This window comes from Streptomyces sp. DH41 (assembly GCF_029813785.1).
Lineage (GTDB): Bacteria > Actinomycetota > Actinomycetes > Streptomycetales > Streptomycetaceae > Streptomyces.
The window spans coordinates 157,630-181,666 of sequence record NZ_JARVKY010000018.1 but is presented as its reverse complement, the minus strand read 5'-3'; the positions used below and the strand labels follow the sequence as shown (position 1 = coordinate 181,666).

General features: G+C 73.1%; 23 protein-coding genes. 7 read left to right on the top strand and 16 right to left on the bottom strand.

The genetic code is table 11. From position 1 onward, the window contains the following. The first annotated feature begins 63 nt into the window (after positions 1 to 63). Complete coding sequence (locus tag QC283_RS27035; protein WP_279564293.1) at positions 64 to 750, top strand: SCO3374 family protein; 687 nt, start codon at positions 64 to 66, stop codon at positions 748 to 750. Between the two features lie 44 nt (positions 751 to 794). Here the strand turns inward: QC283_RS27035 and QC283_RS27030 are convergent, their stop codons facing one another. The 10 genes from QC283_RS27030 to QC283_RS26985 all read right to left on the bottom strand — a co-directional run bounded on the left by QC283_RS27030 (position 795) and on the right by QC283_RS26985 (position 9,122). Then, the gene (locus QC283_RS27030) at positions 795 to 1,130 is read right to left on the bottom strand and encodes a histone-like nucleoid-structuring protein Lsr2 (protein WP_279564292.1); all 336 of its coding nucleotides are present in this window, start codon (positions 1,128 to 1,130) and stop codon (positions 795 to 797) included. 319 nt (positions 1,131 to 1,449) lie between these two features. Continuing rightward, positions 1,450 to 1,959, bottom strand: a complete 510-nt coding sequence (locus QC283_RS27025) for an amino-acid N-acetyltransferase (protein WP_279564291.1) — start codon at positions 1,957 to 1,959, stop codon at positions 1,450 to 1,452. Positions 1,960 to 1,968: 9 nt separating this feature from the next. Continuing rightward, the gene (locus tag QC283_RS27020; RefSeq protein WP_383524554.1) at positions 1,969 to 2,367 is read right to left on the bottom strand and encodes a BlaI/MecI/CopY family transcriptional regulator; all 399 of its coding nucleotides are present in this window, start codon (positions 2,365 to 2,367) and stop codon (positions 1,969 to 1,971) included. A gap of 155 nt (positions 2,368 to 2,522) precedes the next feature. After that, positions 2,523 to 2,702: a hypothetical protein gene (locus QC283_RS27015; RefSeq protein WP_279564289.1), complete on the bottom strand. Its 180-nt coding sequence runs from the start codon at positions 2,700 to 2,702 to the stop codon at positions 2,523 to 2,525. A 23-nt stretch (positions 2,703 to 2,725) separates the two neighbouring features. Continuing rightward, positions 2,726 to 3,376: a hypothetical protein gene (locus QC283_RS27010; protein ID WP_279564288.1), complete on the bottom strand. Its 651-nt coding sequence runs from the start codon at positions 3,374 to 3,376 to the stop codon at positions 2,726 to 2,728. Between the two features lie 149 nt (positions 3,377 to 3,525). Continuing rightward, entirely contained in the window at positions 3,526 to 4,323 is a 798-nt protein-coding gene (locus QC283_RS27005) for a type III pantothenate kinase (protein WP_279564287.1), read from the bottom strand. 5 nt (positions 4,324 to 4,328) lie between these two features. Further along, positions 4,329 to 5,309: a carboxylating nicotinate-nucleotide diphosphorylase gene (gene nadC / locus QC283_RS27000; RefSeq protein WP_279564313.1), complete on the bottom strand. Its 981-nt coding sequence runs from the start codon at positions 5,307 to 5,309 to the stop codon at positions 4,329 to 4,331. Between the two features lie 5 nt (positions 5,310 to 5,314). Continuing rightward, the gene (locus tag QC283_RS26995) at positions 5,315 to 7,072 is read right to left on the bottom strand and encodes an L-aspartate oxidase (RefSeq protein ID WP_443032695.1); all 1,758 of its coding nucleotides are present in this window, start codon (positions 7,070 to 7,072) and stop codon (positions 5,315 to 5,317) included. Then, positions 7,069 to 8,079: a pantoate--beta-alanine ligase gene (gene panC / locus QC283_RS26990; protein WP_279564286.1), complete on the bottom strand. Its 1,011-nt coding sequence runs from the start codon at positions 8,077 to 8,079 to the stop codon at positions 7,069 to 7,071. The genes QC283_RS26995 and panC overlap by 4 nt, the downstream gene beginning before the upstream one ends. Then, on the bottom strand, positions 8,076 to 9,122 hold the full coding sequence (locus tag QC283_RS26985; protein WP_279564285.1) for a Rossmann-like and DUF2520 domain-containing protein: 1,047 nt from the start codon (positions 9,120 to 9,122) through the stop codon (positions 8,076 to 8,078). The genes panC and QC283_RS26985 overlap by 4 nt, the downstream gene beginning before the upstream one ends. 210 nt (positions 9,123 to 9,332) lie before the next feature. Here QC283_RS26985 and QC283_RS26980 point away from each other — a divergent pair, with 210 nt between their 5' ends. Continuing rightward, the gene (locus QC283_RS26980) at positions 9,333 to 10,535 is read left to right on the top strand and encodes a threonine aldolase family protein (RefSeq protein ID WP_279564284.1); all 1,203 of its coding nucleotides are present in this window, start codon (positions 9,333 to 9,335) and stop codon (positions 10,533 to 10,535) included. Positions 10,536 to 10,810: 275 nt separating this feature from the next. Next, positions 10,811 to 11,917 (top strand): DUF5937 family protein, encoded by a 1,107-nt coding sequence (locus tag QC283_RS26975; RefSeq protein WP_279564283.1) that lies wholly within the window; start codon positions 10,811 to 10,813, stop codon positions 11,915 to 11,917. A gap of 41 nt (positions 11,918 to 11,958) precedes the next feature. Here the strand turns inward: QC283_RS26975 and QC283_RS26970 are convergent, their stop codons facing one another. The 3 genes from QC283_RS26970 to QC283_RS26960 all read right to left on the bottom strand — a co-directional run bounded on the left by QC283_RS26970 (position 11,959) and on the right by QC283_RS26960 (position 14,619). Beyond that, positions 11,959 to 12,591: an AAA family ATPase gene (locus QC283_RS26970; RefSeq protein ID WP_279564282.1), complete on the bottom strand. Its 633-nt coding sequence runs from the start codon at positions 12,589 to 12,591 to the stop codon at positions 11,959 to 11,961. Positions 12,592 to 12,690: 99 nt separating this feature from the next. Next, on the bottom strand, positions 12,691 to 13,365 hold the full coding sequence (locus QC283_RS26965) for a response regulator transcription factor (RefSeq protein ID WP_279564281.1): 675 nt from the start codon (positions 13,363 to 13,365) through the stop codon (positions 12,691 to 12,693). A gap of 51 nt (positions 13,366 to 13,416) precedes the next feature. Further along, positions 13,417 to 14,619, bottom strand: coding sequence for a sensor histidine kinase (locus QC283_RS26960; protein WP_279564280.1), 1,203 nt, complete (start codon positions 14,617 to 14,619; stop codon positions 13,417 to 13,419). 118 nt (positions 14,620 to 14,737) lie between these two features. Here QC283_RS26960 and QC283_RS26955 point away from each other — a divergent pair, with 118 nt between their 5' ends. Then, positions 14,738 to 15,835 carry an SAM-dependent methyltransferase gene (locus QC283_RS26955; RefSeq protein ID WP_279564279.1) on the top strand — a complete coding sequence of 366 codons (1,098 nt, stop codon included), beginning with the start codon at positions 14,738 to 14,740 and terminating at the stop codon, positions 15,833 to 15,835. Here the strand turns inward: QC283_RS26955 and QC283_RS26950 are convergent. Further along, positions 15,800 to 16,951 (bottom strand): NADH-quinone oxidoreductase subunit D, encoded by a 1,152-nt coding sequence (locus QC283_RS26950; protein ID WP_279564278.1) that lies wholly within the window; start codon positions 16,949 to 16,951, stop codon positions 15,800 to 15,802. The genes QC283_RS26955 and QC283_RS26950 overlap by 36 nt on opposite strands. Positions 16,952 to 16,982: 31 nt before the next feature. Here QC283_RS26950 and QC283_RS26945 point away from each other — a divergent pair, with 31 nt between their 5' ends. Beyond that, positions 16,983 to 17,513, top strand: coding sequence for a PH domain-containing protein (locus QC283_RS26945; protein ID WP_279564277.1), 531 nt, complete (start codon positions 16,983 to 16,985; stop codon positions 17,511 to 17,513). Positions 17,514 to 17,644: 131 nt separating this feature from the next. After that, positions 17,645 to 19,054 (top strand): PH domain-containing protein, encoded by a 1,410-nt coding sequence (locus QC283_RS26940; protein ID WP_443032694.1) that lies wholly within the window; start codon positions 17,645 to 17,647, stop codon positions 19,052 to 19,054. Positions 19,055 to 19,098: 44 nt separating this feature from the next. On the opposite strand, the gene QC283_RS26935 is transcribed toward QC283_RS26940, so the two are convergent. Beyond that, positions 19,099 to 20,493 (bottom strand): hypothetical protein, encoded by a 1,395-nt coding sequence (locus QC283_RS26935; protein WP_279564276.1) that lies wholly within the window; start codon positions 20,491 to 20,493, stop codon positions 19,099 to 19,101. 136 nt (positions 20,494 to 20,629) lie between these two features. Beyond that, complete coding sequence (locus QC283_RS26930) at positions 20,630 to 21,877, bottom strand: alpha/beta hydrolase (protein ID WP_279564275.1); 1,248 nt, start codon at positions 21,875 to 21,877, stop codon at positions 20,630 to 20,632. A 215-nt stretch (positions 21,878 to 22,092) separates the two neighbouring features. Here QC283_RS26930 and QC283_RS26925 point away from each other — a divergent pair, with 215 nt between their 5' ends. Next, complete coding sequence (locus tag QC283_RS26925; RefSeq protein WP_279564274.1) at positions 22,093 to 23,904, top strand: phosphatidylglycerol lysyltransferase domain-containing protein; 1,812 nt, start codon at positions 22,093 to 22,095, stop codon at positions 23,902 to 23,904. Positions 23,905 to 24,037 lie beyond the last annotated feature (133 nt).

Sequence of the window (24,037 nt, the reverse complement as noted above, 5' to 3'; positions counted from 1 at the left end):
ACTCTCTGCGTTCTATCCAGTACTCAGCGTAACTCTGACGCTCTCGCGACTGTTGCGCTTGGCATGGCTGGCGTCCCGCCCTCGGTCCCGTTCCCCCGCCGGCCGCTCGAAGCGGGCGGCTCGTGCTCGTGCTCGTGGCCACCCTCGTGCTCGTGCTCATGGGAGCGGGTGCGGTGGTGGTACGAGGACATGCTCGGCTGGCCGACGACGCCCGGGCCGCCGACGCGGCTGCGCGTGGGTGTCCGGTTCGACGTCCTGGACGTCCCGGCCGAGGCCGGCCACGCGGCACTGGAGCGGCTGGAGCGGTCCGGTCCGGCCCCGCTGCGGCCCGGTTTCCCGGTGGCCGTCCGGGGCGATCGGATGCTTCTGCTCGTGGCGGCGGGCGGCGCGGACGAAATGCCCGGGCTGCTGGAGTGGCTGGAGTGGGGCTCGCTGCCGCTCGACCTGACGGCGGTCGGTGCGGGCGGCCTCATGGAGGCACCCATCCCTCCCGGGCCCGGCTCGGCCGGGCTGCCGCCGCGTCCCCCGGGTCGCGACGGCCCGCAGGGGGCCGCCGTCTGGCTGCGACCCCCGGAGCCGGGGTACGGGGTCGAGGCCTCGCTGCCGACACTGTCGGCCACGGGGGGCTCCGGAACCGCCCCCGATCTCGCGCGGCTGGTCCGCACACTGGCGACTCAGTGCCACCGGGTCCGGCTCTCCCCGCCTTCCCGGTTCTCCCGATCCCCCCGACTCTCCCCGGCGACGCGCTGAGGTCGTCCGGGGCGGGGGCTGGGGCGCGGGTCGGGTACGGGTGATCAGCCGTTGGCCTGCTCGTACGCCTCGCGAACCTTCGCGGGAACACGGCCCCGGTCGTTCACGTCCCAGCCGTTCTCCTTCGCCCAGGCGCGGATCGCCGCGGTGTCCTGGCTGCCACCGGAAGAAGCGCGCGCCTTGCCGCGTCCGCCCGAAGCGCGGCCCCCGGTACGACGACCGCCCTTCAGGTAGGGGTCGAGAAGCCCGCGGAGCTTGTCCGCATTGGCGGTGGTGAGATCGATCTCGTAGGTCTTGCCGTCCAGCGCGAACGTCACGGTCTCGTCTGCCTCGCCGCCGTCGAGGTCGTCGACAAGAAGGACCTGAACCTTCTGTGCCACTGGATTTCCTTTCATCGATAACGTGAGGGACGGAGATCCGCCGGCGTCCGCCGTATCGCCGTCCCTTGTTATATGCAGTACTGCAGTACGTCGGAAAGCAAACCGCTTTTGACGGAAAAACACAAACCCCCGGTGGAGACCGGCAGTCCGGCTCGGGGCCGAAAAGATGCGCGTTTCGGACATAGGGAACCCGCGAACGCTCCGTCAGTGGAATAAACCTGGCGAAGGGCTGCGAAGGACCGCGATGGACCGTTGCGATGGACCGTCAAGGACTACGAACGGCCGGGAAGAGCGGCGGATGCCTGCCGATGCCCGGCGATCACAGATGCAGAAGCATCCGGCTGTTGCCCAAGGTGTTCGGTTTCACTCGTTCGAGACCCAGGAACTCCGCTACACCCTCGTCATAGGAACGGAGCAGCTCCGCGTAGACATCGGTGTCGACCGGCGTCTCCCCGATCTCCACGAAGCCGTGCTTGACGAAGAAGTCCACTTCGAAGGTCAGACAGAAAACGCGTCGAACACCGAGCCAGCGCGCGGTCTCCAGCAACTTCTCCAGCAACTGATGGCCGACACCGACACCCTTCAGGCCGGGCTTCACCGCGAGAGTCCGCACTTCCGCGAGGTCTTCCCACATCACATGCAGGGCACCGCAGCCGACCACCTCGGCGTTGTCGTCCCGTTCGGCGATCCAGAACTCCTGGATGCTCTCGTAAAGCGTCACCATCGCTTTGTCGAGCAGGATGCGGTCACGGACGTACGCGTCGAGGAGCCGGCGCACGTCGGGGACATCGCTGGTGCGGGCCCGCCGGACGGTGATGGCTTTTGACATGTGGGGACGCTATCGCTCGCCCGCGTCCGGCAACGAGCCGGGGTTGGGCGCGGACGTTTCCGGTCCCTGCACGATGCGGATGGCGTCTCTGAGCGCCTCGCGCTGTTCCTCGCTCATCATGCCGAAGAACGCGATGAGGGCGGCGGTGGGGTTGTCGCTCTGGGACCACGCGTCGTTCATCAGCGCGGCGGCGTAGGCGGCGCGGGTGGAGACCGCCTCATATCGATAGGCCCGGCCTTCCGCCTCGCGGCGCACCCAGCCCTTCTGATGGAGATTGTCCAGAACGGTCATCACGGTGGTGTACGCGATGGACCGTTCCTGTTGCAGGTCTTCCAGGACTTCTCGAACGGTCACGGGGCGGTTCCACTTCCACACCCTCGTCATGACCGCGTCTTCGAGTTCTCCCAATGGGCGAGGCACGCTCCGAACGATAGTGGGAGATCCCGGCGACCGCGTGCCGGACGTGCACTTTTACGGGCAAACGGTCACAAAAAGGCGTACGACTCCTCGAGGGCGGGGAGTCGTACGCGATGGGTGCCGATGCCCGTCGCGGGGCGGCGCGGTCAGGCCTCGGGGTGCGCGGGCGCCTGGCGGGCACCCTCCGCTCGCGCGAGGGCGGCGTCGACGGCCGCGTCCTCCTTGGCCTTGTTGGCACCGCCCTGGGTCTTCACGATCACCCTGATCACGCCGATGAAGAACACGGCCATGACGGCCGGGGGCAGGAGCGCGGAGACGTAGTCCATGGAACCAGGGTAGCCAGCCCGCCTCAGCCGGCGACGAGGTGGTGCCGGGAGCCGGGAACGGACGGGGCCGGCCTGCGGGGCGGGAAGACCTCGCCCGGGGTGGGGACGGGGCGCCTGGGGGCGGCGGGAGCGGGTTGGGGGGCCGGTTTCTGGGCGGGCTTCTGTGCGGGTTTCCTGTCGGGCTGCTGGCCGCCCGGGAGAGCGTGGAGGCGGGTGCGCGCGGCGGGGAGAGTGATAGTGACCGCGGTGGACGCCGTGGCCGCCGTCGTGGTGGTGGCCGCTCCGGTCCCCATGGCTGTCGTGGCCGCCGCGGGCCCGCAGCGGGCGAGAAGGGCGGCCGCGACGGGGTTGCCGCGCAGGGCTCCGAGGGCGGCGAGGTCGTCCGCGTCCGGGCGGTGTCCGGCACCCAGCGCCTCGCCCAGCAGCGCGAGATAGCCCGTGACCGTGCCGGGGAGGGCGGCGCGGTACCGGGCGAGGTCGGCCACCAGGAAGGCACGTAGCCGGGCGCCTTCCCGCATCGCCTCGTCGAGCGAACGCGCGAGGCGGAGACAGTCCTGGGCCTCCTCCGCCGAGACGGGGCTGGGGTTCAGGGCGACGGCGAGGGCGCGCCGGAGCACACGCAGCTCCTGCGCACCGAACGCCATGCCGCCGCGGGATCCGTAGGGCGTGGGCATGCGGCGACGATACGCGCTAATCAGACAAACCTGGCATAGGGGGCGGGCGTGGCGTGGAGGCCACTCGGATGCCCGCTCCTGCCCCGCCCCCGCGCCTACCCGCTAACGTCCACCCCCGCGCCTGCCCGCACACGTCCGCGCCCGGGCGCCTACGTGCGGGACACGTTCCGCTCGTAGACCAGGCGCAGTCCCATCAGCGTCAGCCACGGCTCGTGTTCGTCGATGACCGAGGACTCCCCCAGCACCATCGGCGCCAGTCCGCCCGTCGCGATGACCGTGACGTCGTCCGGGTCGTCGGCCAGCTCGCGGGCCATGCGGTTGACGACCCCGTCGACCTGGCCGGCGAAACCGTAGATGATCCCGGACTGCATCGCCTCGACCGTGTTCTTGCCGATCACGCTGCGCGGCCGGGCCACCTCGATCTTGCGGAGCTGGGCGCCCTTGACGCCGAGCGCCTCGACCGAGATCTCGATGCCGGGGGCGATGACCCCGCCGATGTACTCCCCGCGCGCGCTGACCGCGTCGAACGTCGTCGCCGTACCGAAGTCCACGACGATCGCCGGGCCGCCGTAGAGCTCCACCGCGGCGACCGCGTTGATGATGCGGTCGGCGCCGACCTCCTTGGGGTGGTCGGTGAGGATCGGGACGCCCGTCTTGACGCCCGGTTCGACGAGGACCGCGGGGACGTCGCCGTAGTAGCGGCGGGTGACCTCGCGCAGTTCGTGCAGGACCGAGGGGACCGTCGCGCAGATGGCGATGCCGTCGATGCCGTCGCCCAGCTCGTCGCCGAGGAGGGGGTGCGTGCCCATCAGGCCCTGGAGGAGGACCGCCAGCTCGTCGGCCGTGCGGCGCGAGTCCGTGGAGATGCGCCAGTGTTCGACGATGTCCTCGCCGTCGAAGAGACCCAGGACGGTGTGTGTGTTGCCTACGTCGATCGTCAGCAGCATGGGATCTACTCCGCCGCTCGCAGGTCAAGGCCGATGTCCAGGATCGGGGAGCTGTGGGTGAGGGCGCCCACGGCCAGGTAGTCGACACCCGTGGCCGCGTACGCCTTGGCGTTGGTGAGGGCGAGTCGGCCGGACGCCTCCAGGGCGGCTCGTCCGGCGACCAGGGCGACGGCCTCCTCGCACTCGTCCGGGGTGAAGTTGTCCAGGAGGATCAGGTCGGCGCCCGCGTCCACGACCTCGCGCAGCTGGTGCAGGGTGTCGACCTCGACCTCGATGGGGACGTCGGGGAAGCGTTCGCGCACGGCCTGGAAGGCCGCCGCCACGCCGCCCGCGGCCACCACGTGGTTGTCCTTGACCAGGGCCGCGTCCGAGAGGGACATGCGGTGGTTGACGCCGCCGCCGCAGCGGACCGCGAACTTCTCGAGTGAGCGCAGGCCCGGGGTGGTCTTGCGGGTGTCGCGGACCTTGGCCTTCGTGCCGTCCAGGACGTCCGCCCACGCGCGCGTGGCCGTCGCGATGCCCGACAGGCGGCACAGGAGGTTCAGCGCGCTGCGCTCGGCGGTGAGGATGTCGCGGGTGCGGGTGGTGACGGAGAGGAGCTTCTGGCCCGCTTCGACGCGGTCGCCGTCCTCGACGTGGCGTTCCACCTCGAACTCGTCCGTGCAGACGACCGACATCACCGCCTCGGCGACCCTGAGGCCCGCCACCACGCCCGCCTCGCGCGCGGTGAAGTCGGCGGTGGCCACGGCCTCCTCGGGGATGGTCGCGACCGTCGTCACGTCCACGCCGCCCGCCAGGTCCTCCTGGATGGCGAGGTTCGCGAGGTCCTCGACCTCCACGGGGTCGAGTCCGGAGTCCAGCATGAGTGCCGCGAGCGCGGGGTCGAGTCCGCACTCCATGAAGGCGTCCTCGTCGGTGTCCGCGCCGCAGGCGCAGCCGTCGCCGCAGCCTCCGGTGGAGGCGAGGGGAAGGTCGGGGGTGTTCACTGCTGTCACTGCTCCTGGGGACGGTGCGCCGGCTGGGGGCCGTGGGTGGTCGGGGGGAATTCTGGCGTGTCCGTGGTGTGCACGGCGAGGGAACGGTCCGGGTTCAGGCGTACGACGATGTGACGGCGCCACGCCCGGTCGTCGCGGTCCGCGTGGTCCTCGCGCCAGTGACAGCCGCGGGTCTCCTCGCGCCGCGCCGCCGCGGCGACCAGGACGCGGGCCACGCACAGGAGGTTGGTGGCCTCCCAGGTGTCGACGCCCGGCTCGGACGTCTTGCCGTTCTCGTGCAGGGCTTCGCGGGCCTCGTCGTGCAGGTGGTGCAGCTGGTCGGCGGCCCGGGTGAGGGAGCCGGCCGAGCGCAGGACTCCGGCGCCCTCGGTCATGGTCCGCTGGATCGTGAGGCGGGCCTCGGGCGGCAGGAGGGGGTGGGCCGGGTGGTCCGGGTGCTGTAGGGGCGCCGGCACACGCGCGTGGAGGGTGCCGTCCGCGTGGCCGGCCGCTATGTCCGCGGCGATGCGCTCGGCGTAGACCAGGCCTTCGAGGAGGGAGTTGGAGGCCAGGCGGTTGGCGCCGTGCACGCCGGTGCAGGCGACCTCTCCGCACGCGTACAGGCCGGGGACCGTCGTGCGGCCGCGGGCGTCGGTGCGGACGCCGCCGGAGGCGTAGTGGGCGGCCGGGGCGACCGGGACCGGCTCGGTGACCGGGTCGATGCCGTGCGCCCGGCAGGCGGCGAGGATCGTCGGGAAGCGGCGCTCCCACATGTCGGCGCCGAAGTGCCGGGCGTCGAGGTACATGTGCTCGGCGCCCCGCTCCTGCATGCGGCGCGTGATGCCCTTGGCGACGATGTCGCGGGGGGCCAGTTCGGCCAGTTCGTGCTGTCCCACCATGAAGCGCACGCCGTCCGCGTCCACCAGGTGGGCGCCCTCGCCTCGTACCGCCTCCGAGACCAGGGGCTGCTGCCCCTCGGCGTCCGGGCCGAGGAAGAGGACCGTGGGGTGGAACTGGACGAATTCGAGGTCGCTCACCTCCGCGCCCGCGCGGAGGGCGAGCGCGACGCCGTCGCCCGTGGAGACGGACGGGTTCGTCGTCGCCGAGAAGACCTGGCCCATGCCGCCGGTGGCGAGGACGACGGCCGGGGCGTGCACCGCTCCGACCCCGTCGTGCTGGCCCTCGCCCATGACGTGCAGGGTGACGCCGGCGGTGCGGCCGTCGGCGTCCGTGAGGAGGTCCAGGACGAGGGCGTTCTCGATCGTGCGGATCCCCCGCGCGCGGGTGTCCGACGGCGTCGCGTCGTCGACCGCCTCGACCAGGGCCCGGGAGATCTCCGCACCGGTGGCGTCGCCGCCGGCGTGGGCGATGCGACGGCGGTGGTGGCCGCCCTCGCGGGTCAGTTCCAGGTCGCCCTCGGCGGACTCGTCGAACCGCGCGCCCGTCGCGATGAGGCGGCGTACGGCGTCGGGGCCCTCGGTGACCAGGGTGCGGACCGCCTCCTCGTCGCACAGGCCCGCCCCGGCGACCAGGGTGTCGTCAAGGTGCTGCTCGGGGGTGTCGCCCTCGCCCAGGGCCGCCGCGATGCCGCCCTGCGCCCAGCGGGTGGAGCCGTCGTCGAGGCGGGCCTTGGTGACCACGACCGTCCGCAGACCGGCCGCCTCGCAGCGCAGGGCGGTGGTGAGGCCGGCGACGCCGGAGCCGACGACGACCACGTCCGCGGCGATGGCCCAGCCGGGCGCGGGGGCGTGCAGTCGTATGCCTGTGCTGGTCACGAGGCGGCTCCGAGCGTTCCGAAGGTGAGGGGGACGTTGTCGATCAGCCGGGTCGCGCCGACCCGGGCGGCGACGGCGAGAACGGCCTCGCCGGTGTGGTCGTCGCCGATCTCGGTGAAGTCGGAGGGGTCGACCAGGGCGAGGTAGTCCAGCTCCAGCGGCGGATCGGCGCGGGCCGCGTCGTCCAGCACGAGGCGGGCGGCGGCCCGGACGGCCGTGGCACTGCCCGGGGCGGACGTGGCGACGGCGTGGGCGTCGGCCGCCGCGCGGGACTCGCCCAGGGCGCTGAGCGCCTCGGCACGCGCCTCGGTGGCGGGCACTTCGCGGGCCCTCGCACACAGCGCCTCCTGTGCGGCGTGCCGGTCCAGGCCGGCGAACAGCGCCTGGGAGAGCGCGAGGGCGGTGCGTCGCTCCCGGGTCGAGAGGTAGCGGTTGCGGCTGGACAGCGCCAGGCCGTCCTCCTCGCGCGCGGTGGGGACGCCGACGATCTCCATGCCGAAGTTCAGGTCGCGGACCATGCGGCGGATCAGGGCGAGCTGCTGGGCGTCCTTCTGACCGTAGAGGGCCAGGTCGGGGCGGGTGAGGTGGAGCAGCTTGGCGACGACGGTGAGCATGCCGTCGAAGTGGCCGGGGCGGGAGGCACCCTCCAGGCGATCGCCCATGGGGCCGGCCGTGACACGCACCTGGGGCTCGCCGCCCGGGTAGACCTCGTCGACCGAGGGGGCGAACACGGCGTCGGCGCCCGCCCGCCCGGCGATCTCCAGGTCGGCGTCCAGGGTGCGCGGGTAGCGGTCGAGGTCCTCGCCGGCGCCGAACTGCAGCGGGTTGACGAAGACGGTCACGACGACCTCGCCGTCCGGGCCCACCAGGTCGCGGGCCGTGCGGATCAGGGTGGCGTGGCCCGTGTGCAGGGCGCCCATGGTCATCACGACGGCCCGGCGGCCGTGCCGCACGCGCGCGTGCAGCTCGGCGGCGGTGCGCAGCAGGTCGGGCGGGGTGGTGGTCATCGGGCGTCTCCCTCGGGGCCGTCGGTGCCGCCGGTGCCGCCGGTGCCGTCAGGGTCGTCGGGGTCATCGGTGCTGTCCGTGCCGGTGGTGCCGGTGGCGCGGGTGGTGCCGGTGGCGCCTTCGGTCCCGCCCGTCGTGCCCGTCCCGTCGGCGAGCACACCGAGCAGGTCCTCGGCGAGTTCGGCTTTCAGCAGCCCGTGGTCCAGCGCCCGGTCGGCGGTCGCGCGGGCCATCGCCAGGTAGCCGGCGACGGCCTGCGGGGCGTACGCGCGCAGCTCCACGATGTGCGCGGCGACCGTGCCCGCGTCCCCGCGCGCGACGGGGCCGGTGAGGGCCGCGTCGCCGGAGCGCAGGGCGTTGTCCAGGGAGGCGCCCAGCAGCGGGCCCAGCATCCGGTCGGGGGCCTCGACACCCGCCGTGCGCAGCAGCTCCATGGACTGGGCGACCAGGGTGACCAGGTGGTTGGCGCCCAGGGCCAGCGCCGCGTGGTACAGCGGGCGCTTGTCCTCCGCGATCCACTCCGGCTCACCGCCCATCTCGATGACCAGGGCCTCGGCGGCCAGCCGCAGCTCCTCGGGCGCGGTGACGCCGAAGGAGCAGCCGGCCAGGCGCTGGACGTCCACGGGGGTGCCGGTGAAGGTCATCGCCGGGTGCAGGGCCAGCGGCAGGGCGCCGGCCCGCAACGCCGGGTCCAGGACCCTCGCGCCGTACCGCCCGGAGGTGTGCACGAGCAGCTGGCCCGGCCGCACCGAACCGGTCTCGGCGAGTCCCGTCACCAGGCCGGGCAGGGCGTCGTCGGGGACCGTCAGCAGGACCAGCTCGGCGCGTCGGAGGACCTCGGCGGGCGACACGAGCGGCACGTCCGGGAGCAGCTCCGCGGCACGCCGTCTGGAGGCGTCGGAGACCCCGGAGACGGCCACCGGGCGGTGCCCGGCGAGTTGGAGTGACGCGGCCAGCGCGGGGCCCACGCGTCCGGCGCCGACGACGCCTACGGTGAGCCGCGCGGGGCGGTCCTTGGGATCTGGCTGTGGGGTTGTGTTCACGCGACGGCGGCCTTCCCGTTCCAGTCCGCTCGGGGTACCGGACGATTTCTCGTCATGTTAACGCGATTGGTCCGGGGCACGTCCGGTTGTCCACAGGCTGTGGGTCTCCGCGCGGCGGCGAGGCACACACCCGCACGCGCGTGGCGCACGGTGCGGGAAGACCGGAGAACCCAGGTGCCCGCTCCGGCAGCCACAGGGCATCATCCAGGCATGAGCGATACGGCGGAAAAGACGGACCAGCCGAATCAGGGGGACCAGGCGGACCAGGCGGCTCCGCCGGAGGAGCGGAGCCGGCGGCTTGGGGAACGGCGCGTGGCCGCCCACCGCGACGCCCGGCGCGTGCTCGCCGGGCCGGGGTTCAGCACGACGCTGCGCGAGCGGCTCGCCCTGCTGGACGGGGCCGCCGAGCTGTACGACCTCGACGAACCGTCCGACATGTACGGCAACGGCGTGGTGGAGGCCCTGGAGGAGAAGGTCGCCGCCCTGCTCGGCACCGAGGCCGCCGCCTTCTTCCCGACCGGCACCATGGCCCAGCAGGTGGCGCTGCGCTGCTGGGCGGGCCGCACCGGCAGCCCGGTCGTCGCACTGCACGGGCTCAGCCATCCGGAGATGCACGAGCGCAACGCCTTCAGCCTGGTCAGCGGGTTGCGCCCGGTACGGGTGACCAGCGAGCCCCGGCTGCCGACCGCCGAGGAGGTGCGCGACTTCGAGGAGCCGTTCGGGGCGCTGATGCTGGAGCTGCCGCTCAGGGAGGCCGGTTACGTACTGCCCACCTGGGAGGAGCTCACCGAGGTCGTCGAGGCCGCCCGGCAGCGCGACGCGGTGGTCCACTTCGACGGGGCACGCCTGTGGGAGACCACCGTCCACTTCGGCCGTCCCCTGGCCGGGATCGCGGGCCTCGCGGACAGCGTGTACGTCTCGTTCTACAAGTCCCTCAAGGGGTACGGAGGCGCCGCCCTGGCCGGCCCCCGGACGCTGATCGAGGAGGCGAAGGCCTGGCGGCACCGGTACGGCGGCGCGGTGTTCCAGCAGTTCCCGACGGTGCTCTCGGCACTGGCCGGCCTGGAGCGCGAGCTGCCCCGGCTGCCGGAGTACGTGACCCACGCGCGCGTGGTGGCCGCCGCCATGCGGGAGGGCTTCGCGGCGGCCGGACTGCCATGGGCACGGGTACACCCCGAGGTGCCGCACACCCACGAGTTCCAGGTCTGGCTGCCGTACGACGCCGATGTCGTCGGCGAGGCCGCCGTCCGGCAGGGCGAGGAGACGGGGACCCTGCTCTTCTCGCGGGGGTGGGACGCGCCGGGCCCCGGGCTCGCCGTCACCGAGGTCGGGGTGGACGAGGCGGGCCTTCGGCTGACGGCGGACGAAGTGAAGACGGCGGTCGCCGACTTCGTCGCCAGGCTGGAGGACTGACCGGCCGCGCGGTCGGCCCTCCCGCCCTCCGGCCGGCCCACCGGCCGACCGGCCGACCGGCTCGCTGGCTGGCTGCTGGTCGGCCGGTCAGCCGAGGGCCCGCGGCCGCAGGAACCGCGACCGGTGCATGACCCGGCGTACCCGGCCGTGCGCCGGGCGGCCGGCGAGTACGGCCCGGAACCGGCGCCGCTCGTGCCAGGCCATCCCGTCGCGTCGATTGACGGCGGGCGTCAATCGGCGGCGGCGTTGTCAGTGGCGGGGTGCACCATGAGGTCATGAGCGTGCGCATCGACACCACGGGGCTGCGGCCGGAGCGGGTCACCGTCGTGCCCTCGCCCCTGGCCGAGCTGGGCATGGCGCTGCACGCCCTGTCCGAGCCGGGGCACCACCCGGGGCTGCAGGGCTGGGCGACGGGCGTGACCGCACGGCTCGACTCGCATCTGGCCGACCGGATGTGCGAGGCCGACTTCCTGTGGCGGACCACGTTCTCGGACCTGTTCATGCCGTTCGCCGGTGTCCCGGGCCGCAGCACACTGCCCGGCGCCACCCTCGCCGAGGACCTGGACCTGCTCGACAAGCTGTCCGACGAACAGTTCGTGGACGCGGCGCTGGAGTTCACCTGCGCCCTGCCGTACAGCACCGGCGGAGCCTCCGCGCTCGCGGACGCCGAGGTGCGTCGCCGCGCGCTGGACCTGGCCGCCGCGCGCGGTCCGCAGCAGCTGCGCTTCAGTGAGCGGCTGCTGGCGGATCCGCCGCGGATCCGGAGCTGGCTGCGGCAGTTCGCGCAGGACTGCGAGGAGGCGTTCTTCGCGGAGGCCTGGTCACGGCTGCGCCACCAGCTCGCGGCGGACGCCCGGCACAAGACGGACCTGCTGCACCGCAAGGGCCTCGCCGAGGCGCTGGCCGCCGTGTCACCGGCGGTGTCGCTGGACGAGAGCGCCTCGCTGATCACGGTCGACAAGCTGGGCGACGGCCGTTCGGCGACGGCGGACGGCGGCCTTCTGCTGGTGCCGACGAGCCTGGGCTGGCCGCACCTGATGGTCCTGCACCGGCACGGCTGGCAGCCGGTGCTGCACTACCCGGTCGCCTCCCCCGAGCTGGCCTCGCCGCCGTCCGTCGAGCAGCTCACCCTGCGGATGACCGCGCTGTCCCACCCGGTCCGGATGCGGATCTGCCGCCATCTGGCCCGCAGCGCGTACACCACGAGCGAGCTGGCGCAGGCGCACGGCATGACGGCCCCGGAGATATCCCGGCACCTGGGGGTGCTCAAGAAGGCGGGCCTGATCACCACCCGCCGCCGGGGGCGGTACGTCCTGCACCAGCTGGACGTGACGGTGGTGGCCCGGCTGGGCAGCGACTTCCTGGAGGGGATACTGCGCTGAACCGGCCGCGGACCGGCCACCGGCCCACCATGGGAGCGCCCTCAGTCGAACCGCACGTGGCGCAGCCCCACGCCCGCCTGCCGCAGCCGTGTCCGCAGCGTGCCCTCGTTGTTGGGCTCGAGGGTGAGTCCCGCGAGCACGGCGATCCGGTCCGCGGTCTTCGCGACCGTCGCGTGGTCCGTCCACAGGTGCTCGGCGAACTCCGGTTCGCCGAGCCGCTCCAGGCAGTGGTCGAGCTGCCCCACCGCCCAGCTCTCGCGGCGCAGTCCGGCGTCCTTCCCGGCGACGTACCGCAGGACGGGCCCGAAGCCGCGCACGTGCAGCCGCCGCAGAACGGTCTCGCGTTCGGCGAGGAGGGCGAAGTGGCGGACGTCGTGGCCCAGTTCGCGGAGCCGGCCGACGGTCTCGGCGAAGTGCCCGGGGTCGGTGACCGTCATGGGCGCGACCACCACGCCGTCGTGCTGGGCGAGGGCGAGGTCGAGGACCTCCACCACGCCCTGCCGCCAGGCCGCCAGGTCCCGGAAGTCGCCCCGCAGCTCGGGCGGCAGCACGCGGTGCAGGCCGAAACCGGCGTGCTCGGGGTCGCCGACGACACTGCCGGGGAGCCTGCGGTGTATCTCGTACGCGGTCTGTGTCTTGCCGCCCCCGAAGGGGCCGTTGATCCACAGGAGCATGCGGGCGACCCTACCGACGCGGCACCCGTCGCGGGACCCATGCGGGAGACCCGACGAGGCACCCGAGATCGGGCCGCCCTGCCCGATCTGTCAGCCCTGTCAGCCCTGTCCGCCGCCGGCCCGCACCAGCCCGGTCTCGTAGGCCAGGACCACCACCTGCACCCGGTCCCGCAGCCCGAGCTTGGTCAGGATGCGGCCCACGTGCGTCTTCACGGTCGCCTCGGAGAGCACGAGCCGAGCCGCGATCTCCCCGTTGGACAGGCCCTGCGCGACCAGCACCATCACCTCGCGCTCGCGCTCGGTGAGCCGCTGGAGCTCCTTGTGCCGGGGCTCCTGGTTGGTGGCCGGCAGCATCGGCGCGAACCGGTCCAGGAGCCGGCGGGTGGTCGAGGGGGCGACCACCGCGTCACCGCTGTGCACGGAGCGGATCGCGGCGAGCAGCTCGCCGGGCGGCACGTCCTTGAGCATGAAGCCGGAGGCACCCGCCTTCAGCGCCGAGAAAGCGTACTCGTCGAGGTCGAAGGTGGTCAGGATCAGCACCTTCGGCGCGTTCGGGTCGACGCAGATCCGGCCGGTGGTCTCGACACCGTCGAGCTTGGGCATGCGGACGTCCATCAGGACGACGTCCACGGCGGTCGAGCGCAGTACCTGGAGCGCCTCGACGCCGTCGCCCGCCTCCGCGACGACCTCCATGTCCGGCTGGGCCGCGAGCACCATCCGGAACCCGGTGCGCAGCAGCGCCTGGTCGTCGACGAGCATTACGCGGATCGCCATCGGGCCTCTTCCTTACAGGTGTCAACGCGGTACGTGCGTAGGGCACGGGTGTCAGTGTGCGGGCTTCAGCGGCAGCAGCACGCTGATGCGGAATCCTCCGCCCTGCCGCGGCCCCGCGTCCAGGGTGCCGCCGACCATGCCGACCCGCTCGCGCATACCGATCAGGCCGTGGCCCTGGCCGTCGAAGCCGCCCTCCTCGTACAGCTCGTGCGGGGCGCCCTTGCCGTCGTCCTCGACGAGCAGCCCGAGTCCGTCGTCGAAGTAGACCAGGCGCACGCTCGCGCCCGCGTTGGGGCCACCGTGCTTGCGCGTGTTGGTCAGCGCCTCCTGCACGATGCGGTACGCGGTGAGCTCGAGGCCGCTGGGCAGTTGACGCGGAGTGCCCTCGACCTTGAAGTCGACGGGCAGACCGGAGCCGCGGCACTCCTCGACGAGGTCCTCGATCTGCTGGACGTCGGGCTGCGGGACGTACTCGCCGGCCTCCTGGTGCTCTCCGGTGCGCAGCACGCCGAGCAGCCGGCGCATCTCCGCGAGCGCCTGGCGGCCGGTGGAGGAGATGGTCTCCAGGGCGTTCTTCGCCTGGTCGGGAGCGGCGTCCAGGACGTAGGCGGCGCCGTCGGCCTGCACCACCATCACGGAGACGTTGTGCGCGACGACGTCGTGCAGTTCGCGCGCGATCCGGGCCCGCTCGGCGGCGACCGCGACCTTGGCCTGCGCCTCGCGCTCCTTCTCCAGCCGGGCGGCCCGCTCCTCCAGCTGCGCGAAGTAGGCGCGGCGGGTGCGGATGGAGTCGCCGAGCACCCAGGCGAGGGCGAAGGGCACCGCCTGGAAGACCGTTATGGCGATGTTGTTCGCTATCCCGGTGCCTTCCATGGGCCAGCGCAGGCAGGCGACGGGCGCGGCGCACAGCCCCATGGCCAGCGCGGTCCGGGAGGCCCAGCGGGCGCCGGTGGCGGCCACGGTGTAGACGATCACCAGGAGGGCGAAGTCGGCCGGCATGGTCGGCACGTCCAGCACCAGCTGTCCCAGGCCCAGTGCGCCGGCCAGCAGCAGCATCTTCTCCGGCATCAGCCGGCGCAGCGCGATCACCACGCACAGCAGCAGGACGAAGGGAACGATCAGCGCCGTCGTGTCCGTCCCCCGGGCCTCCTGCTGCGGGGCCACGGACATGACGGAGATTCCGAGCAGGACAAGGGCCCAGAAACAGTCGACCCCGGTCGGGTGTCTGCGGAGGAAATCGTAGAGGCGCTGCACGTAACCCAGCGTAGGGAAGGGGGATAGGTGCAGGGGTCAACCGGAGGGCCGATCCGTATCGCCCGCGCATACTCCGCAAGGTGGAGGCTTGGTTCTCCTGTGCCCCTAGCCTGGGCCTGTGACACGAGGGACAGCAGGGACCAGAGGGGCTTCAGAGGCGAGCGGGGTCTGGCGGGGCTGGAGGGAAGCCTGCCAGGAAGCTCTCTACGGACCGGCCGGGTTCTATCGCGGCTCCGGTGCGGGGCCGGCCGCACACTTTCGCACGTCAGTGCACGCGTCGGCGCTGTTCGCCGGGGCCGTGGCGCGGCTGTTGTGCCGGGTCGACGAGGCGCTGGGGCGGCCCGCGGCACTGGACTTCGTCGACATGGCGGCCGGGCGGGGCGAACTGGCCGCCGGAGTGCTGGCCGCGCTGCCCGCCGACGTGGCCGCCCGCACGCGCGCGTACGCCGTCGAGGTCGCCGGCCGCCCGGAGGGACTGGACCACCGGATCGAGTGGCTCACCGAGCCGCCGCACGGGGTGACCGGGCTGCTGTTCGCCAACGAGTGGCTGGACAACGTGCCGCTGGAGGTGGCGGAGGTGGACGCCGCGGGCGTGGCACGGCGGGTGCTCGTCCGGGACGACGGGACCGAGCGGCTCGGGGAGCCGGTGGACGGAGCGGAGGCCGAGTGGCTGGCGCGGTGGTGGCCGCTGCCCGGCGAGGAGGGGCTGCGGGCCGAGATCGGGCTCCCCCGGGACACCGCGTGGGCGTCCGCCGTGGCGGCCCTGGACAGGGGTCTCGCCGTGGCCGCCGACTACGCGCACACCGTGGACGCCCGCCCGCCGTTCGGCACGCTCACCGGCTTCCGGGAGGGGCGGGAGACGCCCCCGGTGCCGGACGGGTCGTGCGACCTCACCGCGCATGTCGCGCTGGACGCGTGCGCGGCGGCCCACAGCGCGAGGTGCGCTCCGGAGCGCACGCCCCCGGGTGCGCTTATGCGCCCCCAGCGGGAGGCTCTGCGCGCCCTCGGTGTCACAGGCGCACGCCCCCCGCTCGCGCTGGCCGCCACCGACCCGGCGGCGTACGTACGCGCGCTGGCGGGCGCCTCGGAGGCCGCCGAGCTGATCGCGCCGGGCGGGCTCGGCGGGCTGGGCGACTTCGTGTGGCTGCTCCAGCCGGTGGGGACCGTCGACGCCGCCGCGCTACTTGTCGATGTCCCCGACCACGAAGAACAGTGACCCCAGGATCGCCACCATGTCCGCGACCAGCGTCCCGGGCAGCAGCTCCGCCAGCGCCTGGATGTTGTTGTACGACGCCGAGCGCAGCTTCAGCCGGTACGGGGTCTTCTCGCCCTTGCTGACCAGGTAGTAGCCGTTGATGCCGAGCGGGTTCTCGGTCCACGCGTACGTGTGGCCCTCGGGTGCCTTCAGCACCTTCGGGAGCCGCTGGTTGATCGGTCCGGGCGGCAGCTCGGCCAGACGGTCCAGACAGGCGTCGGCGAGGTCGAGGGCGTTGTGCGTCTGCTCCAGGAGGCACTCGAAGCGGGCGAGGCAGTCGCCGTCGGTGCGGGTGACGACCTTCAGGGTGTCCTGGAGTTCGCCGTAGGCGAGGTACGGCTCGTCGCGGCGCAGGTCGAAGTCGACGCCAGAGGCACGGGCGATCGGACCGCTGACCCCGTAGGCGTGCACGGCCTCGGGGCTCAGGGCGCCCACCCCGCGCGTGCGCCCGCGGAAGATCTCGTTGCCGAGCACCAGGTCGTCGAAGACGTCCATGCGCGAGCGCACGGCGGCGACGGCACCGCGCGCGCGGGTGGCCCAGCCGGCCGGCACGTCCTCCTTGAGGCCGCCGACGCGGTTGAACATGTAGTGCATACGTCCGCCGGAGACCTCCTCCATGACGTTCTGGAGGACCTCCCGTTCCCGGAAGGCGTAGAAGACCGGGGTGATGCCGCCCAGCTCCAGCGGGTACGACCCCAGGAACATCAAATGGTTCAGCACCCGGTTCAGCTCCGCGAGCAGCGTCCGCGTCCACACCGCGCGCGTGGGGACCTCCATGCCGAGCATCCGCTCCACGGCGAGGACCACACCCAGCTCGTTGGAGAACGCCGACAGCCAGTCGTGGCGGTTGGCGAGCACGATGATCTGACGGTAGTCCCGGGCCTCGAACAGCTTCTCCGCGCCGCGGTGCATGTAGCCGATCACGGGCTCCGCGCTCACGATGCGCTCGCCGTCCAGGACGATCCGCAGCCGCAGTACGCCGTGCGTGGACGGATGCTGGGGCCCGATGTTGAGCACCATGTCGGTGCTCTCCGCGGCGCCGCCGATGCCGACCGTGGTCTCCGTCGTAGGAGTCATGTACACAGTCTCCCCTACGTACGCTGGCCTCATGGAGACGGGGAGCCCTGACGACACGGGCACGGCGGGCGCGGCGGAGGCGGCTCAGCCGTCGCGGGACGAACCGGTGTGGACGGGGCTGCCGCCCGGTCTGCTGCGGATGCGACGGTTGTTGCTGGTGGTGTGGGTGGGCCTGCTCACGCTCGCCGCGGGCGTGCTGCCGGGGCTGTTCCTGGGGCCCTTCTGGGCCGCCCTGGCGCTGTTGCCGCTGGCCCTCATGGCGTGGGGCTGGGGGATGCTGGAGCGCAACTGGCGCTCCTGGCGGTACGCCGAGCGCGCCGACGACCTGCTGATCAGCCGGGGCGTGCTGTGGCGGGAGGCGACCGTCGTCCCGTACGGACGGATGCAACTGGTCGAGGTGACCTCCGGGCCGGTCGAGCGCCACTTCGGCCTGGCCAGCGTGCAGCTGCACACGGCCGCCGCCGCGACCGACGCGACCATCCCGGGCCTCGACCCGTCCGAGGCGGAACGTCTCCGCGACCGGCTCACCGAGCTGGGCGAGGCCCGATCGGCGGGGCTGTGACGACGCCCGGGGCGGAGAACGGGCCGCCGCCGGAACACGGCCCTCAGCGGGCCGTTGAGGGCGCGACCGGAGCCGGGGACTACGTGCCCGTGGCCGAGGCCGAGGACGGTGTGGCTGGGACGGGTGGCGGCGTGGCTGGCACGGGGAGCGGCGCCGCCCGGCCCGGAGACGGCGCTACCCGGCCCGGAGACGGCGCCGCCCGGCCCGGGCCCGGTGTCGTCGAGCGGCGACTGCACCCCGTAACGCCGTTGCGGCGTGCCTGGGCCCCGGTCGCCGTGCTGGTCGGTTGGGCCGTGCACGACCCCGACCAGGCGCAGCGCCAGCTGTCGCGGCTGACCACGACCACGCTGCTGGTCGGGCTCGCCGTACTGATCCCGGCCGCCGCCCTGTACGGCTTCCTGACCTGGTGGTTCACGCACTTCGCGGTGACCGACACGGAACTGCGCATCCGTACCGGACTGCTGTTCCGGCGCACCGCGCACATCCGGCTCGAACGGATCCAGGCCGTCGACGTCACCCAGCCGCTGCTCGCCCGCGTCGCGGGGGTCGCCAAGCTCAAACTCGACGTCATAGGAACCGGGAAGAAGGACGAGCTGGCCTTCCTGGGCGCGGACGAGGCACGTGCGCTGCGGGCCGAGCTGCTCGCGCGCGCGGCCGGCCTCGCGCCCGAGACGGCGGCCGAGGTCGGCGAGGCACCCTCCCGGCAGCTGCTGCGCGTGCCGCCCGGCGTACTCGCCGTCTCGCTGCTGCTGACCGGCGCGACCTGGGGCACGCTGATCGCCGCCGTCGTCGTACCGACGCTGCTGTGGCTGGCCACCCACAACCTGTGGACGGTGCTGGCGACCGCGCTGCCCCTGCTGGGCGCCGCGGGCGCGAGCGGCGCGGGCCGGTTCGTCGGGGAGTACGACTGGACGGTGGCCGAGTCCCCGGACGGGCTGCGCCTCGACCACGGGCTGCTGGACCGCGCGCACGAGACGGTGCCGCCGGGCCGGGTGCAGACGGTGCGGATCGTGGAGCCGCTGCTGTGGCGGCGATGGGGGTCCCCCCGCTCGAGCGGAGCCGAGAGTGGGGGAGGCTGGGTGCGGGTGGAGCTGGACGTGGCGGGGTCGTCGAACTCCGTGCTGCTGCCGGTCGCCCCGCGTGAGATCGCCGAGTCGGTCGTCGCGCGCGTGCTGCCCGGAGTGACGGTGCCGACGGCCGCGGCGCTGTCCCGCCCGCCACGACGGGCCGCGCGCTGCCGGCCGCTGTGGTGGCGCGGCTACGGTCTCGCCGTCACCGACACGGTCTTCGCCGCCCGGTACGGGCTGCTCCGCCGCAACCTGGCGCTGGTGCCGCACGCCAAGGTGCAGAGCGTCCGCCGCACGCAGGGCCCTTGGCAGCGGGCGCTGCGGCTGGCCGACGTACGGGTGGACACGGGGGCGAACAAGACCGTGACCGCGCGGCTGCGCGACGCCGACGAGGCGGCCGAGCTGCTCCGGGCGCAGGCGGAACGGTCCCGGACCGGACGGCGCGACGCACTGCCGGACCGGTGGATGGCCTGAGGCCCTGCCGGCCGCCGACGCCTGCCGCCACGTAGCGGCAGGCGTCAGGACACCGCGCTGCGCAGGCCCTGCACGTCGATCTGCTCCGTCTCGTCGTGGGCCGTCAGGTCGATCACCTGGCCCACTTTCCGGGGCTCCTCGCCGGCCGGCTCGAAGGCGGCCTCCGCCTCGGCCTTGTGCACCGCGAGGGCCTCCTGGCCGACCACGTCGGCGAGGTCCTCGTTCTGCACGGCCTCCAGGGCGTCGGGCGAAGACGTCCCGTCCTCCGCGTTCTTCGTGCCGAAGAAGTCGAAGGCGCCCTCGACCACCGGACGCCGCGCCGAAGCCGTCGGTACGACGGCCACCGCGGTCGGCACCGTGAAGTGGCCGGTGGCCTGCCGGGTGGGCTGGTCGGGGCGGCCGGACTGTTCGGACTGGCTGGACTGTTCGGACTGGCTGGACTGTTCGGACTGGTCCGGCTGCGAGGGCCGCTCGCCGGACTGCTCGGTCCGGTCGGTGCCGTCGCTCCGATCAGTCCCGCCCGACTGCTCGGACTGGGTCGTCGGAGAGGCGGCGGCGGTGCGCTCGTGTCCATCGGCCGCCTCGGGCTGCCCCTGCTCCTGTCCCTGCGCCTCGTCCTCCCGCGCGGCCTCGGGCGCCCCAGCGCTTTCACCGCCGCCGTCGCCACCACCGTCGCCGTCGCCGCCGTCTCCGTCGCCGCCCCCGTCGGAGTCGCCGGAATTGTCGGATCCGTCCGAGTCGCCGGAGTTGTCGGGACCGTCCGAGTCACTGCCGTCCGGGCCGGCGGGCGCGCCCTCGTCGAACCGCGCCAGTGCCGCGTTCGCCCGCAGGAACAGCCGGGAGCCCGCGGGAGAGAAGACGGCGGGAGCCGCCTCGGCACTCTCCGCGCTCTCAGTGGTCCCCTCGGCAGTGGCCGAAGGGCCCTCCGCCCGGGTCTCCTCCGCCGGTGCCGGTCGCGCCGCCGGCAGCGCGGGCGCCTGCGGCACGGCCTCGATCTCCAGCAGGCGGCGGCCCTCCAGCGCGCTGGCACGCTCGGTCTCCGCCGTGGCGTAGCGCCGCAACAGGGCGGCGTGCTCGTTGCGCAGTCCCGCCAGCTCCGTGCGCTTCGCCCGCAGCCGGTGCTCCAGCTTCACGCGCAGCTCGCGCGACTCCTCGAGGTCGGACTCCAGTTCGGCGACCCGCTCCTCGTAACGCCACTCGTCGCTCGCACGCGCGCGCGTGAGGTCGGCGACGCGCCTGCCGGCCTGCGTGTCCCAGTGACGCATGACGACCGCGCCGACGACGGCCGTCAACGCGGCGGCGGCAGCCAGGGAGCGCAGGATCATCGCTTCGCTGAACACCCAGGGGCCGAGGGCGCAGACGACGGAGACGCCTGCGATCGCCGACGGAGGAAGCAGCCTGTGCAGGGGCGGGGAATGGCGGTGACGTCCACGTGGCATGGCCAGAAACTTACCGCGCGTAGGCGAATCTTGGCGCCCCGCCCCGCGAAAACACATCCGTCTCCGATGTGTTCACACGGCATCAGGAATCCACATACCCGTCGTCACGGGAATTACTTCAAGATCATTTCGGCGGTCACCCGCCTTCCCTCGCCGATCCGTTCGCCGATCCACCCGCCGGACCGCCTTCCGAACCGCCTGCGCGGCCATCCGCCCGGCCATCCGCCCGGCCTCCCGCCTGGCCGCCCCTCGCACCTTCGAGCCGTTCACCCAGCCACCGCAACGTCGCGGGAATCTCGCGGCGCCAGGTATTGAAGTTGTGCCCGCCGCTTTCCAGGATGATCGACGAGATGCGCGTCGGCTTCCTGTCCTTCACACGCTCAATGAACTTCAACGTGTCCTTGTAGTTCGTCTCACCGGACTTGCTGCTGGTGACGAGCAACGAAGTGTCGGGCGCGGGCATGTTCTCGAGATACCACCACAGGTCGGCCCTGTTCTTCCGTTCCTCGTCGCCCTGGAAGAGGTCGCCCGTGGTGGGGTCGCTGGGCGCGTCGTAGTACGCGGAGAGGCCGGCTCCGGCGGCGTACACGTCGGGGTGGTGCAGGGCGAGCTTCAGGGCGCAGTAACCGCCGGTCGAGTTGCCGACGATGCCCCAGCTTCCCGGCCCCCGGTGCACGCGGTAATGAGCGCTCACGGCCTGCGGGAGGTCCTTCGCGAAGAACGTCTCCGTCTGCGGGCCGCCCGGCACGTCCACGCACTCCGTGTCGCGCGGCGGCGCCACCGTGGGCCTCAGCATCACCAGGATCATCGGCCGCATCCGGCCGGCCCTGGCCAGGTCGAGCGCCGTGCGCGGATAGCGGAGCTTGTCCACCAGCGCCTCGGCCGTCCCCGGGTAACCGGTCAGGACGACGGCCGCGGGGAACGTACGGCCGCGGTGCCGCTCCTGGAAGTACTCCGGCGGCAGGTAGACGTACGCGGGCGTCGCGATGCGCGTCGTACGGCCGACGATCCGTATCTCCTGGACCCGGCCGGTGGCCTCCGGTCGCGTCCCGCCCGCCTGGGTGACCCGCCGGTCGCCGACGACCCGGAGGACGCCGTCGGCGTCGTCGGCCGGGTCGTCGGCCGAGTGGTCGACGACCACGCCCTGGCCGTTCTCCCGGCCGAACAGGTCGGCCCAGCTGCCGTAGAACCCGAAGGACTGGTTGGCGACCAGTCCCACCGCGGCGAAGACCGCCAACTGGGTGGCGAACAGCAGGCCCACCCGTCCGAGGACGGCCCGCCAGGTCCGCCGGGCCAGCCGTGGCCACAGCCACACCGTGCCGGCGAACAGCAGCACACCGGACAGGACCGCCAGTGCCAGCACCTTGTCACTCGTGAGACCCATGCGTCGCTACCTGCCTGCGCTTTCCACGCGTCCGTTCGGGCCATCCGCCCGGACCACCCCTTCGCGCCCCCGCGGGCTTTCCGATCGAGGGAGTGAACCTCTCCCGCCAACACACCGTCCTAGAGGGCGCAATGTCGCCGGATGCCCGAAACGGGCCCGGATCCACGGTCTCTCGCAGAACTACGGGTGCGATGTCTGTCAGGACAGATGAGGAAATGTCGGGTCGGGTTCCGGCGAAGCCCACCAGCGGACGTCGAGTACCACGCGGCCCTCGTCCGGAGGCCGTACCCCTCCTCGTCGGCCGCGCCTGCGCGCTCGTCGGCCTGCTGGACATCGCCGCCGGCGTCTTCCCCCGGTTCCGGCACAGCCGTATGCACGCCCTCGCCGAGGTACTGCCCGGCGCGTTCGGCCCGTTCGCCGCGGCGCTCTCGCTCAGCGCCGGGGTGCTGTTGCTGCTGCTCGCCCACGGGCTGAAGCGCCGCAAGCGGCGGGCGTGGCGGGCGGCGGTGGCGCTGCTGCCGTTGGGTGCCGTCGCGCAGTTCACCTACCGGCACTCGCTCGCCGGGGTGCTGATCTCGCTCGCGCTGCTCCTGCCCCTGCTGCGGCACCGGGACCAGTTCGCGGCCCTGCCCGACCCGCGCAGCCGGTGGCGTGCGCTCGCCAACGTCGTACTGATGGGCGCCGGTTCCCTCGCCCTCGGGCTGGTCGTCGTCAACGCCCACCCACGCCACATGGTCGGCGAGCCGAGCCTGGCCGACCGCCTCACCCATGTCCTGTACGGCCTGTTCGGAGTCGAGGGCCCGGTCGACTACCGGGGCACCACCTCCTGGACGGTGGCCTTCTCCCTCGGCGCCCTCGGCCTGCTCACCGCCGTCACCACCATCTACCTGGCCTTCCGCCCCGAACATCCCGCCGCGCGTCTCACCGAGGACGACGAGGCCCGGCTGCGCGCCCTGCTGGCCAAGCAGGGCGGCCGGGACTCCCTCGGGCACTTCGCGCTGCGCCGCGACAAGGCCGTCGTCTTCTCCCCCAGCGGCAAGGCCGCGGTCACCTACCGCGTCGTCTCCGGCGTCATGCTCGCCAGCGGCGACCCGATCGGCGACGTCGAGGCCTGGCCGGGCGCCATCGAACGCTTCATGGACGAGGCCCGCGCCCACTCCTGGACGCCCGCCGTCATGGGCTGCTCGGAGACCGGTGGCGAGGTGTGGACCCGCGAGACCGGGCTCGACGCCCTCGAACTGGGCGACGAGGCGGTGGTGGACGTCGCGGATTTCTCCCTGGCCGGCCGCTCGATGCGCAATGTGCGTCAGATGGTCAAGCGCATCGAGCGCGCCGGTTACGAGACCCGGGTACGGCGCGTGGCTGACCTCTCCGGCGCCGAACTGGACCGCGTCCGCCGCGCCGCCGACGCCTGGCGCGGCACGGACACCGAGCGCGGCTTCTCCATGGCGCTGGGCCGCATCGGTGATCCCGCCGACGGGGACTGCCTGATCGCCACCGCGCACCGGGCGGACGAGCGACCGGGTGAGTACGGCGATCTGAAGGCGATCCTGCACTTCGTCCCGTGGGGCACCGACGGCGTGTCCCTGGACCTGATGCGCCGCGACCGCTCGGCCGACCCCGGCATGAACGAGCTGCTGATCGTGGCCGCGCTCCAGGCCGCGCCGAAGCTGGGCATCGCGCGCGTCTCGCTGAACTTCGCCATGTTCCGCGCGGCGCTCGCGCGCGGCGAGAAGATCGGCGCGGGCCCGGTGCTGCGGGCCTGGCGCGGACTGCTGGTGTTCCTCTCCCGGTGGTTCCAGATCGAGTCCCTGTACAAGTTCAACGCCAAGTTCCGCCCCCGCTGGGAACCGCGCTTCGTCGTCTACCGAGCCTCCGCCGACCTGCCCCGCATCGGTTTCGCCGCCATGCAGGCCGAGGGCTTCGTCACCCTCGCGCTGCCGCTGCCGCGGTTCCTGCGACGCCGGGCGCCCGTACGCCGGCCCTGCGCGCACCGGGTGGCCGAGCGGGGGGTGCGGGCGGCGTGACCGCGGCGCCGCGCGGCCACGGCGTCGACGAGCTCTCCGCGTGGGTGGCAGCGGGGACGGGTGCCGCGGCCCGGCGGCGGCGCGGACGCCCCCAGGCCGCCGCGGGCACCCCGCCCCCTGGGCCTAGGCTGAA

Coding starts and splice junctions, on each gene's coding strand:
- QC283_RS27035 (WP_279564293.1), top strand. CDS start 64: ATGGCTGGCGTCCCGCCCTCGGTCCCGTTCCCCCGCCGGCCGCTCGAA.
- QC283_RS27025 (WP_279564291.1), bottom strand. CDS start 1,959: ATGTCAAAAGCCATCACCGTCCGGCGGGCCCGCACCAGCGATGTCCCC.
- QC283_RS27015 (WP_279564289.1), bottom strand. CDS start 2,702: ATGGACTACGTCTCCGCGCTCCTGCCCCCGGCCGTCATGGCCGTGTTC.
- QC283_RS27010 (WP_279564288.1), bottom strand. CDS start 3,376: ATGCCCACGCCCTACGGATCCCGCGGCGGCATGGCGTTCGGTGCGCAG.
- QC283_RS27005 (WP_279564287.1), bottom strand. CDS start 4,323: ATGCTGCTGACGATCGACGTAGGCAACACACACACCGTCCTGGGTCTC.
- panC (WP_279564286.1), bottom strand. CDS start 8,079: ATGACCACCACCCCGCCCGACCTGCTGCGCACCGCCGCCGAGCTGCAC.
- QC283_RS26980 (WP_279564284.1), top strand. CDS start 9,333: ATGAGCGATACGGCGGAAAAGACGGACCAGCCGAATCAGGGGGACCAG.
- QC283_RS26975 (WP_279564283.1), top strand. CDS start 10,811: ATGAGCGTGCGCATCGACACCACGGGGCTGCGGCCGGAGCGGGTCACC.
- QC283_RS26970 (WP_279564282.1), bottom strand. CDS start 12,591: ATGCTCCTGTGGATCAACGGCCCCTTCGGGGGCGGCAAGACACAGACC.
- QC283_RS26965 (WP_279564281.1), bottom strand. CDS start 13,365: ATGGCGATCCGCGTAATGCTCGTCGACGACCAGGCGCTGCTGCGCACC.
- QC283_RS26950 (WP_279564278.1), bottom strand. CDS start 16,951: ATGACTCCTACGACGGAGACCACGGTCGGCATCGGCGGCGCCGCGGAG.
- QC283_RS26945 (WP_279564277.1), top strand. CDS start 16,983: ATGGAGACGGGGAGCCCTGACGACACGGGCACGGCGGGCGCGGCGGAG.
- QC283_RS26935 (WP_279564276.1), bottom strand. CDS start 20,493: ATGCCACGTGGACGTCACCGCCATTCCCCGCCCCTGCACAGGCTGCTT.
- QC283_RS26930 (WP_279564275.1), bottom strand. CDS start 21,877: ATGGGTCTCACGAGTGACAAGGTGCTGGCACTGGCGGTCCTGTCCGGT.
- QC283_RS26925 (WP_279564274.1), top strand. CDS start 22,093: ATGTCGGGTCGGGTTCCGGCGAAGCCCACCAGCGGACGTCGAGTACCA.